Here is a 15,215-nt window from a genome sequence, read left to right on the forward strand (position 1 = left end):
TTTAATTCAGTTTTAGATCCATTAAAATAGCAAACGTTTCATTTACATCTTCTTCTTTAACCACAATAGTCATTTCATGAGTGGTAGAAATAACTTCTTGTACCGAAATATTTGCCCAAGCAAATTGTTTTAGAATAAAATAATAAATTCCTGATTGCTCTAAGTTTTCCTTAGGTAATTTAATAGTTATAGAGGCTAAATCGTTTACATTATTGATCAATTGTTCTTTTTCAAAGATTTTATTAATCATTGGTTGTAAGCTTTTACTAGCTACTATATTGGTTTCAAAAATCCCTTGAGAAACTGTTAAAAATAAATCATTATTATCTGATGCTTCTCCTAAAATAGCGGCGATTTTTTTGAATAAAGTTGGTGAAATTTTAAACGTAAAATCACATAAATCTGAGCGAACTATAACATCTCCTAAATTTAAAGCTAGTTTTTTTATGTTCTTTCTTATTCTAAGCTCATTAACAGGAGATAACCTATTAATAGCCATCATAACTGCCCCTACTTTAACATCTTTTTTTAGCAATTTTGCTACTTCTGGCATAATAATACGAGCTAGTGAAGAAACATTGATAAGCTTTTCATTTAAAGCCTCTTCAATAAAAGGTGTTTTACGGATAGTTATTTCTACCGCTTCCTGAATAGTTTTCATTGTTTAAAATTAAACTTTTTGTAGTAAAACAAATATAATAAGTTTAATAATATAAGTTACATTTAAAAATAAAAGTATTATTATTTTGATAATTCGTTTTTTAAGTTAACTTTGATTTATTGTTAATAGACGCAATACAACTAAAACAATTTTTTGCGATAGGCGAGTTATAATTTTTTAAGTATTTATGAAGGGTTTAATACTTAAACTACCACAAAGTCAAATATGTAAATGATTAATTTAACTTATTTGTTAACTTTTCAAACTCGTCTTTCGCTTCTTTTTTTGCATATAAAACGTTATAAACAGCATCTATAATTGGGGTTTTAGCACCGTTTTCTTGGTTAATTTCATAGGCACTTTTAGTAGCATAGTAACCTTCTGCCACCATACTCATTTCCATCATTGCTGATTTTACCGTGTAGCCTTTACCAATCATATTACCAAACATTCGGTTTCTACTAAAAACGGAATAACCTGTTACTAATAAATCTCCTAAATAAGCAGAATCATTAATATTTCGTTTCATTTTATGAACCTTTTTTATAAAACGTTTCATTTCTCTTATAGCATTGCTCATTAATACCGACTGGAAATTATCTCCATACCCTAAACCATGAGCAATACCTGCTGCAATAGCATAAATATTTTTTAACATAGCTGCATATTCAGTACCAATAATATCATCCGAAATTTTTGTTTTAATATATCTTCCCGATATATATTTACTAAGTTCTTTAGCTTTTTCTTCGTCTTGACATGCTAATGTTAAATATGATAAACGTTCCATAGCAACTTCTTCTGCATGACATGGTCCAGTAATAACACCTATATTTTCAAAAGGTATATTGTGGTGGTCATGAAAATGCTCACCCACAATCAAACCAGATTCTGGTACAATTCCTTTAATTGCTGAAAACACAATTTTGTTTTCTAATGAAACTGTAAGCTTTTTTAATTCAGTATATAAAAATGCTGAAGGTATTGCAAAAATTAATACATCATAATTATCAATAATTTTATTCATATCATCAGACAAATCTAGCTGCTCAGGATGCAACTCTGCAGAACTTAAATAATTAGGATTGTGCTTATTACGTTTTATATGCTCAATAGCATATACACTGCGCATATACCACCCGATAGTTTCTAAATTTTCTGACAACATTTTAATAATTGCTGTTGCCCAACTACCTCCTCCTAAAACTGCTATTTTGGGTTGATTACTCATTATTTGTTTGTTTGTATTACAAAATTAAGAAATCTAAAATTTAAGCGAAGTACTTTAAGATATATTATCTTTGAAAGATTATTAAAACAACCCAAATGAACGTACAAATAATTAACAAATCTAAACATCAGATTCCTACATACGAAACAGAAGGATCTGCTGGTATGGATTTACGCGCCAATATTGAAGAAGCTATTACCTTAAAACCTTTGGAAAGAGCTATTGTTAAAACAGGGTTATTTATAGCATTGCCGCAAGGGTATGAAGCACAGGTACGTCCGCGAAGCGGACTCGCTGCCAAAAAAGGAATTACTGTATTAAACTCACCTGGAACTGTAGATGCCGATTATAGAGGTGAAATAGGAGTGATTTTAGTGAATTTATCTAATGAAGATTTTATAGTGAATGATGGTGAACGCATTGCTCAGTTGGTTATTGCAAAACACGAACGTGTAAACTGGCAAGAAGTAGCTATTTTAAACGAAACCGATCGTGGTGCAGGAGGTTTTGGTAGTACTGGAGTATAAAATCTAATATGAGACCTTTCGACTTCGCTCAAGGTGACATAAAATCCGAAGCTAAAACTTCGGATTTTTATTTTAGTTCTTTTACCATTTTATACATTCCTCGGTAATCATCATAAACCAAAGGAAATTCAATAAAAACTTTATCTACTTCCTTAAAATTATATTTTTTATAAAAATGAAGTGCTTGTGGTTGTTTTTCCATAGCTTCTAACCATAGCTTTTCAAAACCTTTTTCAGTTATATAATTGACTAACCAAATCATAATTTTTTTTCCTATTCCTTGGTTTTGAATTTGTTGATCTATATATAAACGATGTAATTTTACAAAACTTTCATCCTGTTTATAATCCGTATTTAAATTCCAAACTAATCGTAAAATTCCGATGATTTTATTATTAAAAAAAATAAAAAAATAGTCTGAATTATCTTGTGTTAGTTCTTGTGTTATATTTTCTTCTGAATATTGATTTTCAACATACCATTTACCTCCATCTTTCCAATAGTTAGCATATGCCGGTGGATATATTTTCTGCATCAACTTATACAATTCTTTATAATTATTAATTGTAATAGGTTGTAACAATAGGTTTTTTGAAATGGTAATCATTTATTAAAAATAAAAAACTGCTGTGAGAAATTCACAACAGTTTAAATTTTGAACTATAAAATATCTTGTGTTATATTTTACTCTTGATTTTCAATAGCTTCTTTAATCTTATTTTCAAGCTCTTCTGCTAATTCAGGATTATCTTTAATTAATCCTTTTACAGCATCTCTTCCTTGACCTAATTTTGTATCTCCATAACTAAACCAAGAACCACTTTTTTTAACAATTCCTAATTCCACACCAATATCTAAAATTTCACCAACTTTAGAAATACCTTGTCCATACATTATATCAAATTCAGCTGTTTGAAAAGGTGGTGCTACTTTATTTTTTACCACTTTTACTTTTGTACTGTTTCCAATAACTCTATCTCCGTCTTTAATTTGAGTTCTCTTACGAATATCTAAACGAACCGATGCATAAAATTTTAAAGCATTACCACCCGTTGTTGTTTCTGGATTACCAAACATAACACCAATTTTTTCACGCAATTGGTTGATAAATACTACCGTACAATTGGTTTTACTAATGGTTGCTGTTAATTTACGTAACGCTTGTGACATTAAACGAGCATGTAATCCCATTTTAGAATCACCCATTTCACCTTCAATTTCTGATTTTGGTGTTAAGGCAGCAACCGAGTCAATAATTACAATATCAATAGCTCCTGAACGGATTAAATTATCAGCAATTTCTAAAGCTTGCTCACCATGATCTGGTTGCGAAATAATTAAGTTATCAATATCAACTCCTAAACTTTGTGCATAAAAACGGTCAAAAGCATGTTCTGCATCAATAAAAGCAGCAATACCTCCTGCTTTTTGAGCTTCAGCAATAGCATGTAAAGTTAAGGTAGTTTTACCTGAAGATTCTGGTCCGTAAATTTCAATAATTCTTCCTCTAGGATATCCTCCTACACCTAAAGCTAAATCTAACCCTAAAGAACCTGAAGAAATAGCATCTACCTCTTCAACCACTTTATCACCCATTTTCATTACGGTTCCTTTTCCGTAAGACTTATCTAATTTATCTAATGTAAGTTGAAGCGCTTTTAGTTTCGCTTCTTTTTCTTTATCTGCTGCCATAAAATTTGCTAAAAATGTTCATAAATAAGAGATGCTAAGTTATGAAAAAGTATGCTACCTTTTTTATACTTTTTTGTTTGTTATTTTTGTTGCTTATAGTTGTTATTTTTTATGGAAAAACATCGTCATTTTATCATTCATAAACCGTATGGTTTTTTATCACAGTTTATTACGAATCAGGCAAAAAATAAACATAAATTATTAGGCGAATTAGATTTTGATTTTCCTGAAAATACAATGGCGGTGGGTAGATTAGATGTAAAATCTGAAGGATTATTATTATTAACTACTAATGGTAAAGTAAGCGATTATTTTACCACATCTGGCAATGTTGAAAAAGAATATTATGTACAGGTGAACGGAGAAATTTCTGAGGAAGACGTTAAGGAATTACAAAAAGGTGTAGAAATTGGTTTTGATGGTAAAAAATACATAACTAAACCATGTATTGTTAAAAAGATTGACATTCCTAATTTTCCTGAACGCTCTAAAAAAATTCGTGATGACAGACACGGACCTACAAGTTGGATATCGGTTACCTTAACCGAAGGAAAATTTAGACAAGTACGTAAAATGACATCTGCCGTGGGGCATCCAACTCTTCGTTTAGTTAGAGTTAGAGTAGGATCAATTTTGTTAGGTGATTTGCAAGTAGGAGAAGTTAGAGAGGTTGATTCTTTAATGTAACATTTATCACTTTATTTCATATAAATTAGAAGTAATTTTGGGTATTATGAACAACTCAAACACTTTTATTTATATAGTTGCCGGAATTATTGTATTTCATTTTATAGTAGGTTTTGCCTACCTTATTTATAAGATGAACAAGAAAAAATAGTTACTCTTTTACCATATGAATATGCGGAATTCCATCCTCAATATATTCTTTACCTATTTTTTTAAAACCATGACTTTCATAAAACTTTTGTAAATAAGTTTGTGCTCCAATTTTAATTGTAGAAGTATTAAATTTTTCTTCTATGGTTTCAATAGAAAATTTCATTAAATCATGTCCGTAACCATATTTTCTTTCTGATTGCTTTACAACAACTCTACCAATGCTCGCTTCATCAAAATAATCTCCACCTTTAAATAAACGTGTATACGCTATTAATTTATTATTTTTAATACCTAAAATATGAAGCGCTTTTTGATCTTTGCCATCAATATCTTGATACACACAATTTTGTTCAACAACAAAAACTTCAGAACGTAATTGTAAAATATCATACAGTTCTGAAGTTGTTAATTGGTTAAATGTTTTTACTTTAAATTTCATTAACATTCACACGCTATTTTTTCAACTCTATTTTGATGTCTACCACCTTCAAATTCTGTAGTAAGAAATATTTTTACAAACTCCAAGGCTTGTTGAAGAGAAACAAAACGAGCTGGAATGGTTAAAATATTAGCATTATTATGTTGGCGTGCTAAAGCAACCAATTCATTATTCCAACACAAAGCAGCACGAATCCCTTGGTGTTTGTTAGCAGTCATTTGAGCTCCGTTACCACTTCCGCATAAAATAATTCCTAAATCTGCTTGCTCTGTTTCTACAGCTTCTGCAGTTGGATGAATGGTATCTGGATAATCCATACTGTTGGTATCATTAGTTCCAAAGTTGATAACTTTATGACCCATTTCTTCTAATAATTTTATAATTTCAAACTTGTATTCGGTACCTGCATGGTCATTTCCAATGGCAATTGTCATAATGTATTGATTTTAAGTTGTGTTATGTTACACAAAAATACAGTTATTAACGGTTATCAACAGTAATTAACAATGCTTTTTTTACGCTTCTTAATAACCTCTTAAAAATAAAGGAATTAACAAGCATTCTTTAATTGTTAAGAACTAATCATATATTTTTAAAAATATATTTGAGTTATTTAAAAAAAATTACAATACAAGAATTAACTTTAGTTATGCAACTTTTTTTTTGAGATTTTAATGAACATTTATCAACAAAAAATTAACTAGTTCTTTACATAAAATCTGAAGTTTTCTTTTCATAAAAATTAGTGAATTACTGTTTATAACTTTTGTTAATAACTCTTATTTTATATTGATTTTAAAGATATTATTATTTCAATAACTTGTTAAATAGTTTTAATAAATCAAAAATCAAAATTTTAAAAACACAATTTATTCTACAAATTAACAACCTATAATAACAATCAAATTTTTTTTAAATTTTTAAAGAAGAAAAATAATAATGTTATTAAGTGTTGATAACTGTTAATATCCTTTTTGTTTGAAATGAAGATTAAAAAGAAATTAAACTGATTTCTTTTCAGCTTTGATCAATAAAAGTGTGTCTTGTTTTGTTTTTAAGGTTTGCGACGGACTTTTTTTGTTAAGCGTAGTGTTTATACTTACAACAGTTATAATGATACCCGTTATGAATATCAGAACAAATAAAAGTATTATTTTACGTAAGTTTTTCACTATGAAGTAGTTGATTATACTGTAAAGACGAATAAATTTAAGAAACGTTACATTTTTATTAAGATTTTTTTAAGAAAGTGGTATCCCATAAATTCTTCGTAATTTGGTTGAAGTTATAAACACAATAAAAATAGATGTCTAAAAAGAAAAAAATATATAAAAAGAAAGGAAGAGTAATTAAAGATCTCACAAGAAAGATCTTCAAAATCTTGAATGAAGATAGCAACAAAACTTATAACTACAAGCAAATTGCTTCTAAAATTGGAGTAGTAGACACTGATGGTAGAAATCAGATCATTAAAAAATTGGCAGAATTAGCAGCTAATCATAAAGTGGTTGAAGTTGAGAAAGGAAAATATAAAATCAACGAGGATAGAAAATACCATGTTGGTACACTTGATTTAACATCAAATGGTAATGGATATTTTATTTGTGATGATTTTGAAGAAGATATTTTCGTTCCAGCTGTAAATTTAAACAAAGGATTACAAGATGATACGGTAAGGGTATATGTGTATCATAAACGTAGAAACCAGAAACTGGAAGCCGATGTAGTTGAAGTTTTAGAGAGAGCTAAAACTGAGTTTGTAGGAACACTTCAAATGAGTAAAAATTTTGGTTTTGTCATTCCTGATAATTATAAAATGTATGCCGACATTTTTATTTCTAAAAGTAAATTAGGTGGTGCAGAAGATGGAGACAAAGTGTTAGCTAAAATTACTGATTGGCCTGATAATTCTAAAAATCCGTTTGGAAAAATCACACAAGTTTTAGGTAAACCAGGAGAACATGATACAGAAATTCATTCTATTTTATTAGAATACGGACTTCCTTATGAATTTCCAACTGAAGTTGAAAAAGAAGCGCAAAGTTTACCAATTGAAATTACACAAGAAGAAATTGCAAAGCGAAGAGATATGCGTGGTGATTTAACTTTCACTATCGATCCTAAAGATGCAAAAGATTTTGATGATGCTTTATCCTTCACAAAATTAGAGAATGGAAACTATGAAATAGGAATTCATATTGCTGATGTTTCTCATTATTTACAACCAAAAACTATTTTAGATGATGAAGCATATGATAGAGCAACTTCGGTGTATTTAGTTGATAGAGTAGTGCCAATGTTACCTGAAATGTTGAGTAACGGCGTATGTTCACTGCGACCTAATGAAGAAAAATTAACGTTTTCTGCGGTTTTTGAAATGGATGAAAAAGCCAATGTTATCAAACAATGGTTTGGTAGAACGGTAACGTATTCTGACAAGCGTTTTGCTTATGAAGAAGCACAAGCGTTAATTGAACAAAACGTGTTAGAGAATCAAGATAAATCTAATAATGTCATTCCTGCGAAGGTAGGAATCTCATCTTTAAAAAATAGTATTCCCGCCGATGTTTCTTTAACCAGTGAAGAATATACAGTTGATCAGCCAATTGTTGAAGCTATTATAAAATTAGATGAATTAGCAAAAAAAATGCGTGCAAAACGTATGAAAGCTGGTGCTATTTCATTTGATAAAGTTGAAGTAAAATTTAATTTAAATGAAAATTCTGAACCAATAGGTGTCTACTTTAAAGAAGCTAAAGATGCTAATAAATTGATTGAAGAATTTATGTTACTTGCTAACAAAAAAGTAGCAGAATTTATAGGTAAAGACAAAGGCAGACCAAGTAATAAAACGTTTGTATATCGTGTGCATGACGAACCCGATATTGAAAAATTAGCTTCTTTGCAAAACATTGTAAGTAAGTTTGGATATAAGATTGATACCGAAACTCGTGAATCAACATCTGAGAGTTTAAATAAATTATTAGCAGATGTTCATGGAAAAGGAGAGGCAAATATGGTAGAAACCTTAGCAATCCGATCGATGAGTAAAGCTGAATATACCACACAAAACATTGGTCACTACGGATTAGCTTTTGATTATTATAGTCATTTTACATCACCTATTCGTCGTTATCCTGATGTGATGACACATCGTTTGCTACAACATTACTTAGATGGCGGTAAATCGCCAAAAGCAGAAGTGTATGAAGAAAAGTGTAAACATTCTTCAAAAATGGAAGAATTAGCTTCTAAAGCCGAAAGAGATTCTATCAAATACATGCAAGTAAAATATATGGAAGATCATAAAGATCAAGAATTTGCTGGGGTAGTTTCTGGAGTTACCGAATGGGGATTGTATGTTGAAATCATTTCAAATAAGTGTGAAGGAATGGTTCGTATTCGTGATATAAAAGATGATTACTATATTTATGATGAAGCGCAGTATGCTGTTGTAGGTCAAGCTACACAAGATATCATTCAGTTAGGAGATGAAGTAGTAGTAAAAGTAAAACATACAGATTTAGAACGTAAACATTTAGATTTTGAATTGATCTCTCATTAATTTAAATTATATTTCCACTTTTTAATACTAATCAGTAAATTTTTGAGTTGGTATAATTGTTGAGAGTTTATCAAAACATAAATGTATATATTATGAAAAAGTTATTGTTTTTCAGTGTGTTACTAGTAATAGTTAATACACATGCACAAACTACAATTAACAAGGTTTTGAATGATTTTACTACGTTAAAAGTATATAATGGTATAGACTTAGAATTGGTAAAGTCAGATAAACAAAGTATTGAAATTACCGGGTCAAAGGCAGAAAAGGTAAAAATCAAAGAAGAAACCGATGGAACGCTAAAAATATCTTTACGTTTTCCTGAAACGATGGCAGAAGGCGAAGTAAAAGCAACGTTATTTTTTAATAAAGATATTTTAGTAATTGATGCCAATGAAGGAGCAACTATTACAGGAAAAGAGATTGATCAACCAAAAATTGATATAAAGGCACAAGAAGGAGCTTTTATTAATTTGGTGATAAACACTAAACATTTGTATGTAAAAGCATCTTCAGGAGGTGTAATTAAGCTTTCAGGTACATCTAAAAACCAAGATATCAATGTTGATTTAGGTAGTACTTATCATGGTTATAATATGGAAGTTTCTGATGTATCTATGGTAAAAGCAGGATCAGGAGCTAAAGCAGAAATTTTAGCAGGAGAAACAGTTGATGCTAAGGTTAGTTTTGGTGGAACTATTTTTTACAAAGGAAATCCTGAGGTTTTTAAAGAAAAAACTGTGATTGGTGGTACAATTGAACAACGTAACTAAAGAATTTAGTATCTTTGTAGCTCTAAATTAAGATCAAATGAACGCATTATTTATATTTTTAGGAATGGTAGGACCTTGGCAAATTGCTGTTGTGGTTGTACTTGTTTTATTATTATTTGGTGGAAAGAAAATCCCTGAATTAATGAGAGGTTTAGGTTCTGGTATCAAAGAATTTAAAGATGCTACTAAAGAAGATGAAAAGAAAACTGAAGAATAAGCTTTCTAAACATAATAAAAATCCGAAGTAATTTACTTCGGATTTTTTTGTGTTATACTCTTACGGCAGTTCCTGAAGCAGTTACCATAAGCATTCCTCCATTAGGTCCCACAGTTTCATAATCTAAATCAATACCTACAATTGCATTAGCACCTAGTTTATTTGCTCTTTCTATCATTTCTTTCATTGCACCGTCCTTGGCTTCTCTTAATACTTTTTCATACGAGCCAGATCTACCTCCAACAATATCTCTAATACCTGCAAAAAAGTCTTTAATAAAATTTGCACCAATAATAGTTTCACCGGTTACAATACCTAAATACTGTTGTACAGGTTGATTTTCTATAGTATGTGTGGTTGTTATAATCATGTTAATTATTTTTAATTAATTCAAAGCATAGTTTATCAATATTATTACTTTTTTTATTAAAAGATGAAACGTTGGATAAGACAATTACACTTGTTTTTTTATCCTTATTAAAAGCCATACAAGACCTATATCCGCCAGTACCACCATTATGCCATAATACACTATCCCCACCAAATATATGCCAACCTAAACCAATCTCCATTTTATCATTTACAGCATACGTTTTTTGATGTGTTAAGTTATAAATAGAATCATTTTCAAAGTTTTTACGAACGAATTTTTCTAAGTCAACTACTGATGATTTAATACCTCCAGCACCTACTAGAGCATCTGTAAAATCCCAATTAGAGGTTTCTTTTCCTTTTTTATTCAATCCTTTTACTAAATTTTCCTCTTTAATTTTTTCTCTTAAAGTTGTTGTATTGGTCATTTGTAAAGGTTTACAAATAATTTCTTGCAATAGCTCTTCATAACTTTTGTTATTCTTCTTAGTTAGAATATAACCCAAAAGACCTGCACCTAAATTTGAATATTTGTTTTTTTCTCCGGTTTTATATTTTAATTTTACCTTTTCTTTTAGAAACTCTTCAATATTTTCAGAAGTATATTGTTTATATGGGTTTTTGCTAATCATTGATTTTATAGGCATATTACTAGGAATTCTTGCTAAACCAGATGTATGATTAGCTAATTGTTGTAAAGTAATATTTTCACCTTCATTAAGTTCAAAATTAAAGAAACTACCTAATTTATCATCTAAATTAATTGTTTTCTTATATATATTATATGATAATAAAGTACTGGTAAACACTTTTGAAATAGAACCAATTTCGTAAACTTTGTCTTTATTAATAATGCTTTTTAAGGTGTCATTTTCTCTTAAAATCCCATAGTAATTTGTTCCATTTTCATTAATAATAGCAATTGCTATGTTAGTTTTATTTGGAAAATTTGCTACGTATTTGTTTATAAGTTCAAGATGATCATCATTACCTATATTTAAGTCACTTTCTGGCTTTTTTATTTTTTCAGAAGAGCAGCTATTAAATATTACACTTATAAATAGTATGAGTAGTAGTTTGATGTTTTTCATGATAAAAAAATCCCGAAGATTAGCTTCGGGATTTAGAGTTATTATTCGTCGTTATCGTTCTTTTTATTTTGTTTTTTCATCGCTTCTCCTATTTGATTACTTGCGGCAAAACTAGCAACCATATCGTTTAGCATATTACTACCCGCTTGAGGTGAATTTGGTAATAAAATTAAGTTACTATTGGTTTCTTCACCAATGGCTTGTAACGTATCATAGTGTTGCGTAACAACAATCAATGCAGAAGCTTCTTGACTGTTAATACCTACTTTATTTAATACTTCTACCGATTCTTCTAAACCTCGTGCAATTTCACGACGTTGATCTGCAATACCTTGTCCTTGTAAACGCTTACTTTCAGCTTCAGCTTTTGCTTTTTCCACAATTAAAATACGTTGTGCATCACCTTCGTATTGAGCAGCAATCTTTTCACGTTCTGCTGCATTAATGCGGTTCATAGCTGCTTTTACTTGTGCATCCGGATCAATATCTGTTACTAATGTTTTAATGATATCATAACCATATTCAATCATAGCATCATTTAATTCAGTTTTTACAGCAATAGCAATATCATCTTTCTTTACAAACACATCGTCTAATTTCATTTTTGGTACTTCTGCACGTACTACATCAAATACATATGAAGTAATTTGGTCGTGAGGATAGTCTAACTTATAAAAAGCATCATATACTTTGTCTTTAATTACCTTATATTGTACTGATACCTTTAAACGTACAAATACATCGTCTAAGGTTTTTGTTTCAACAATTACATCTAATTGTTGAATTTTAAGGCTTAATTTACCAGCGATTCTATCAACTAACGGAATTTTTATATGTAATCCGGATTGACGAATACTATGAAATTTACCAAATCGCTCCATAACAGCAGCTGTTTGTTGCTTTACAATGAAAAAAGCAGAAAATAAGATAATTAAACCTAAAAATAGAATTGGGATAATGAATGGCATAGTCTAATTTTTTAATTTATTGTTGTTAAAGATACTATTTATATAGCTAGCTATATGACGCAATTTTTAAGAAATGTTACATACTCTTATAATAAAAATTATATTTGTTAAAAATCAATCATATGGAACTATTACTAAAACACGCTACAGAAATTTTAATATTACTTTTCTTAATCGTTACTTTTCTACAATCAGGTATTGATAAAGTGACTGACTGGAATGGAAACTTATCATTCATAAAAGATCATTTTAAAAATTCACCTTTTAAAAACTCTGTTCCTTTGTTATTGGCAATTATCTTGGTAATGGAATTAGTAGCCGGCGCTTTAATGTTTGTGGGTGTTTTTCAATTGGCTACTGTTGGTAGTTCAGAAATGGCCTTATACGGTGTTCAACTTTCTGCTTTAACTTTGGTTTTCTTATTAATTGGTCAACGTTTAGCAAAAGATTATGCTGGTGCTATGAGTTTAGCAGTATATTTTATAGTAACTGTTTTAGGTATGTATTTATTGCAGAAATAACATCCATCTTCTTATTGTATGAGTCAACATTAATTTTTTTTAAGTTAATTCTTAAACTTATTTAAAAATACTTTTGCTGTATATTAATTTAAAAACAAGATTATTATGAGTAAAGGTATTTTTATTATATGTGCTCTTTTTACTACTATGTTGAGTGCACAAGGATTTGGTATTAAAGGTGGTTTAAACTTATCAGATCTTACCAATTTTGAAAAATCATTTGAAGAAGAAGTAGAATCAGAAAGTATCAGAACTTCTTTCCATGTGGGTATTTTTAATGAATTTAAAGTAAGCGATCATTTTAGCATTCAACCAGAGGTCTTATATTCATCTCAAGGTGTAAATAACGAATCTGATGGTATTGATGGAAAAGTACAATTAGATTATATTAACGTTCCTGTAATGCTTAAATTTTACTTAACTGAAGGATTTTATTTAGAATCTGGACCTCAAATTGGTTTTTTAGTTAATGATGATATTGAAGTTGGAAATATTATTTTTAATGATGATGATACTTTTAATAGTGTTGACTATTCTATGAACTTAGGTTTAGGTTTTAAATTGGGAGAAAAAGTTTTCTTAAATGCTCGTTATGGATTTGGACTTAATGGTGTTTTTGATGGATTAGAAAATGATTCAGATTCAAACCCAAAAAATAGTGTATTTGCTGCATCATTAGGATTTAATCTGTAAATAGAATATATTTATAGTTAGTTTATTTGTTATTAGTTATGGTAATTAAAAAACCTCTTAAAATTGACGTTTTAAGAGGTTTTTATTTTTAAGTAAGGTGTTTTATCGTTTATCTTATAAAGATGGTTTATTAATTATTTAAAATTAATTTTAGTGTTTTTTAAGGATATAAATGTGTGATGAATACTCTTTTGTTGATATTGCTTTTAAATTGGATAATAAACCTTGGTAAAAAGCATTGATTGAATTCATTTTTCCTGTTTTGTATTTCTCTGACAATAATGAAACATAAAATGAATCAAATTTCATGGGTAATACTTTTTCCAACTTCATATTAAAATCAGAAAATATTTTTTTGATTGAGTTCTTTGAAAAATGCCAAACATGTCTTGGTACATCATAAGCAGCCCAAAATTGTTTGTAATATTTAGCATCGTAACTTTTATAGTTTGGAACAGCAATTATCAATACACCATCATCTTTTAATAACGATTTTATTTTAGTAATGTACTCTATTAAATTTGGTACATGTTCTAAAACATGCCACAGTGTAATTACATCAAATTTTTCATGTTTAATTTCCTCTAAACTACTATTTATAACTAAATTTTTAGTTAATGATATGTTTCTAGCTTTTTCATTAGGTTCAACACCTTTTACTTGCCATCCATTATTTTTACAGGTAATTAAAAAATCGCCTGTTCCTGAGCCAATATCTAATAATGATTTCGATTCAGTTTTAAAAGAATTGATGAGTTTTAATTTCTTTTTTAACGTGTGATTTCTTACAGCTTGGTATAGTTTATCTATTAGAGTTTTTTTGCTATCGGTATGTGATATATAATCTTCACTTTTATAAAAATCTCCAAGATTTTCTGGTATCGGTTGTGTGACTAAAAGCTCCCACTCTTCATTTGTCATTACTTTAAAATCTTGTTGAGATACCGTATGATCTCTACATATTAAGAATGGTTGTAAGTTTTTTTCTAGTTCTGATTGTGTCATCAATCTGTTATATATTTTAAATGTTCCATGTGGAACATGTTTGGTTTTTATTTTTAGTTCTATTGTTCCACGGGGAACATTTTGTTTCTTTGAGATGGTGATATTATAATCGTCAGGATTTTTAATTGTAATTCTGTTTATTCTAACACCTATTATTAGTTTTTTATTTTTTTATTTCTTCTCTTCTATTGTTATAATTATTGAATCATATTTTTACATACAAGATTAAAACTTTAAAATATGATCGCTGTCAAAAATAGTGTTTCTTCTTCTATTATTTAATGTAAATACAAGTTGTAATTTCTCTTTTTCTTTTTTTAATTTTAGATATGTAATGTTACTATACAAATCACTATTTTTTATAAAACTACTATCAATTATAAAACGTTCCACATGGAACATTTCTATAGTTTAAAATATATTTAAGTAGATTATGTTTTAGATAGATAAATTAAAGAGTAATATAACTGTAATAGTGTTATATTTAAGATAACTTCTTTTCTTAAAAGTTTTACTAAAGATTGTTATTTATATGGATAGATTAATATGATTTATTAAATTACTATAAATAAAAAAACGTTCCATGTGGAACGTTTTAATTTTTTGAAAGATATTTTTAT

17 protein-coding genes are annotated in these 15,215 nt (G+C 28.8%); 7 read left to right on the forward strand and 10 right to left on the reverse strand.

Going from position 1 to position 15,215, the window contains the following annotated elements; all coding sequences use genetic code 11:
* Window position 1: 1 nt before the first annotated feature.
* Both SLH33_RS06570 and SLH33_RS06575 read right to left on the reverse strand, forming a co-directional pair.
* Window positions 2-661: a hypothetical protein gene (locus SLH33_RS06570; protein ID WP_320418285.1), complete on the reverse strand. Its 660-nt coding sequence runs from the start codon at window positions 659-661 to the stop codon at window positions 2-4.
* 235 nt (window positions 662-896) lie between these two features.
* Window positions 897-1,892, reverse strand: coding sequence for an NAD(P)H-dependent glycerol-3-phosphate dehydrogenase (locus tag SLH33_RS06575; protein ID WP_320418286.1), 996 nt, complete (start codon window positions 1,890-1,892; stop codon window positions 897-899).
* Window positions 1,893-1,987: 95 nt separating this feature from the next.
* On the opposite strand from SLH33_RS06575, the gene dut reads away from it, so the two are divergent.
* Window positions 1,988-2,419 carry a dUTP diphosphatase gene (gene dut, locus SLH33_RS06580; protein WP_320418287.1) on the forward strand — a complete coding sequence of 144 codons (432 nt, stop codon included), beginning with the start codon at window positions 1,988-1,990 and terminating at the stop codon, window positions 2,417-2,419.
* 67 nt (window positions 2,420-2,486) lie between these two features.
* Here dut and SLH33_RS06585 read toward each other — a convergent pair whose 3' ends face one another.
* The gene (locus SLH33_RS06585) at window positions 2,487-3,026 is read right to left on the reverse strand and encodes a GNAT family N-acetyltransferase (RefSeq protein ID WP_320418288.1); all 540 of its coding nucleotides are present in this window, start codon (window positions 3,024-3,026) and stop codon (window positions 2,487-2,489) included.
* Window positions 3,027-3,103: 77 nt separating this feature from the next.
* A complete protein-coding gene (recA, locus tag SLH33_RS06590) occupies window positions 3,104-4,111 on the reverse strand; it encodes a recombinase RecA (protein ID WP_320418289.1) in 1,008 nt (335 codons plus the stop codon).
* 111 nt (window positions 4,112-4,222) lie between these two features.
* Here recA and SLH33_RS06595 point away from each other — a divergent pair, with 111 nt between their 5' ends.
* The gene (locus SLH33_RS06595; protein WP_320418290.1) at window positions 4,223-4,798 is read left to right on the forward strand and encodes a pseudouridine synthase; all 576 of its coding nucleotides are present in this window, start codon (window positions 4,223-4,225) and stop codon (window positions 4,796-4,798) included.
* 151 nt (window positions 4,799-4,949) lie between these two features.
* On the opposite strand, the gene SLH33_RS06600 is transcribed toward SLH33_RS06595, so the two are convergent.
* Window positions 4,950-5,390, reverse strand: coding sequence for a GNAT family N-acetyltransferase (locus SLH33_RS06600; RefSeq protein ID WP_320418291.1), 441 nt, complete (start codon window positions 5,388-5,390; stop codon window positions 4,950-4,952).
* Window positions 5,390-5,824, reverse strand: a complete 435-nt coding sequence (rpiB, locus tag SLH33_RS06605; protein WP_320418292.1) for a ribose 5-phosphate isomerase B — start codon at window positions 5,822-5,824, stop codon at window positions 5,390-5,392. Before rpiB ends, SLH33_RS06600 begins: the two co-directional genes overlap by 1 nt.
* An 872-nt stretch (window positions 5,825-6,696) precedes the next feature.
* Here rpiB and SLH33_RS06610 point away from each other — a divergent pair.
* The 3 genes from SLH33_RS06610 to SLH33_RS06620 all read left to right on the forward strand — a co-directional run bounded on the left by SLH33_RS06610 (window position 6,697) and on the right by SLH33_RS06620 (window position 9,945).
* Window positions 6,697-8,955 (forward strand): ribonuclease R family protein, encoded by a 2,259-nt coding sequence (locus SLH33_RS06610; protein ID WP_320418293.1) that lies wholly within the window; start codon window positions 6,697-6,699, stop codon window positions 8,953-8,955.
* Between the two features lie 92 nt (window positions 8,956-9,047).
* Window positions 9,048-9,728, forward strand: coding sequence for a head GIN domain-containing protein (locus SLH33_RS06615; protein WP_320418294.1), 681 nt, complete (start codon window positions 9,048-9,050; stop codon window positions 9,726-9,728).
* 37 nt (window positions 9,729-9,765) lie between these two features.
* Window positions 9,766-9,945: a twin-arginine translocase TatA/TatE family subunit gene (locus SLH33_RS06620; RefSeq protein ID WP_320418295.1), complete on the forward strand. Its 180-nt coding sequence runs from the start codon at window positions 9,766-9,768 to the stop codon at window positions 9,943-9,945.
* Between the two features lie 52 nt (window positions 9,946-9,997).
* Here SLH33_RS06620 and SLH33_RS06625 read toward each other — a convergent pair whose 3' ends face one another.
* Genes SLH33_RS06625 through SLH33_RS06635 form a run of 3 tightly spaced genes read right to left on the reverse strand, consistent with a single transcriptional unit; the run spans window position 9,998 to window position 12,376 of the window.
* Entirely contained in the window at window positions 9,998-10,315 is a 318-nt protein-coding gene (locus SLH33_RS06625) for a heavy metal-binding domain-containing protein (protein ID WP_320418296.1), read from the reverse strand.
* Between the two features lies 1 nt (window position 10,316).
* Complete coding sequence (locus SLH33_RS06630; RefSeq protein ID WP_320418297.1) at window positions 10,317-11,408, reverse strand: serine hydrolase domain-containing protein; 1,092 nt, start codon at window positions 11,406-11,408, stop codon at window positions 10,317-10,319.
* A 41-nt stretch (window positions 11,409-11,449) separates the two neighbouring features.
* Window positions 11,450-12,376, reverse strand: a complete 927-nt coding sequence (locus SLH33_RS06635; RefSeq protein ID WP_320418298.1) for an SPFH domain-containing protein — start codon at window positions 12,374-12,376, stop codon at window positions 11,450-11,452.
* Window positions 12,377-12,498: 122 nt separating this feature from the next.
* Between SLH33_RS06635 and SLH33_RS06640 the strand changes: the two genes are divergently transcribed.
* Window positions 12,499-12,897, forward strand: coding sequence for a DoxX family membrane protein (locus SLH33_RS06640; RefSeq protein WP_320418299.1), 399 nt, complete (start codon window positions 12,499-12,501; stop codon window positions 12,895-12,897).
* Window positions 12,898-13,002: 105 nt separating this feature from the next.
* Window positions 13,003-13,590 (forward strand): porin family protein, encoded by a 588-nt coding sequence (locus SLH33_RS06645; RefSeq protein ID WP_320418300.1) that lies wholly within the window; start codon window positions 13,003-13,005, stop codon window positions 13,588-13,590.
* Between the two features lie 150 nt (window positions 13,591-13,740).
* Here SLH33_RS06645 and SLH33_RS06650 read toward each other — a convergent pair whose 3' ends face one another.
* Window positions 13,741-14,595, reverse strand: coding sequence for a class I SAM-dependent methyltransferase (locus tag SLH33_RS06650; protein ID WP_320418301.1), 855 nt, complete (start codon window positions 14,593-14,595; stop codon window positions 13,741-13,743).
* Window positions 14,596-15,215: the final 620 nt, after the last annotated feature.

It is taken from the genome of Tenacibaculum sp. IB213877 (assembly GCF_034043975.1).
In the GTDB taxonomy this organism is placed as follows: domain Bacteria; phylum Bacteroidota; class Bacteroidia; order Flavobacteriales; family Flavobacteriaceae; genus Polaribacter.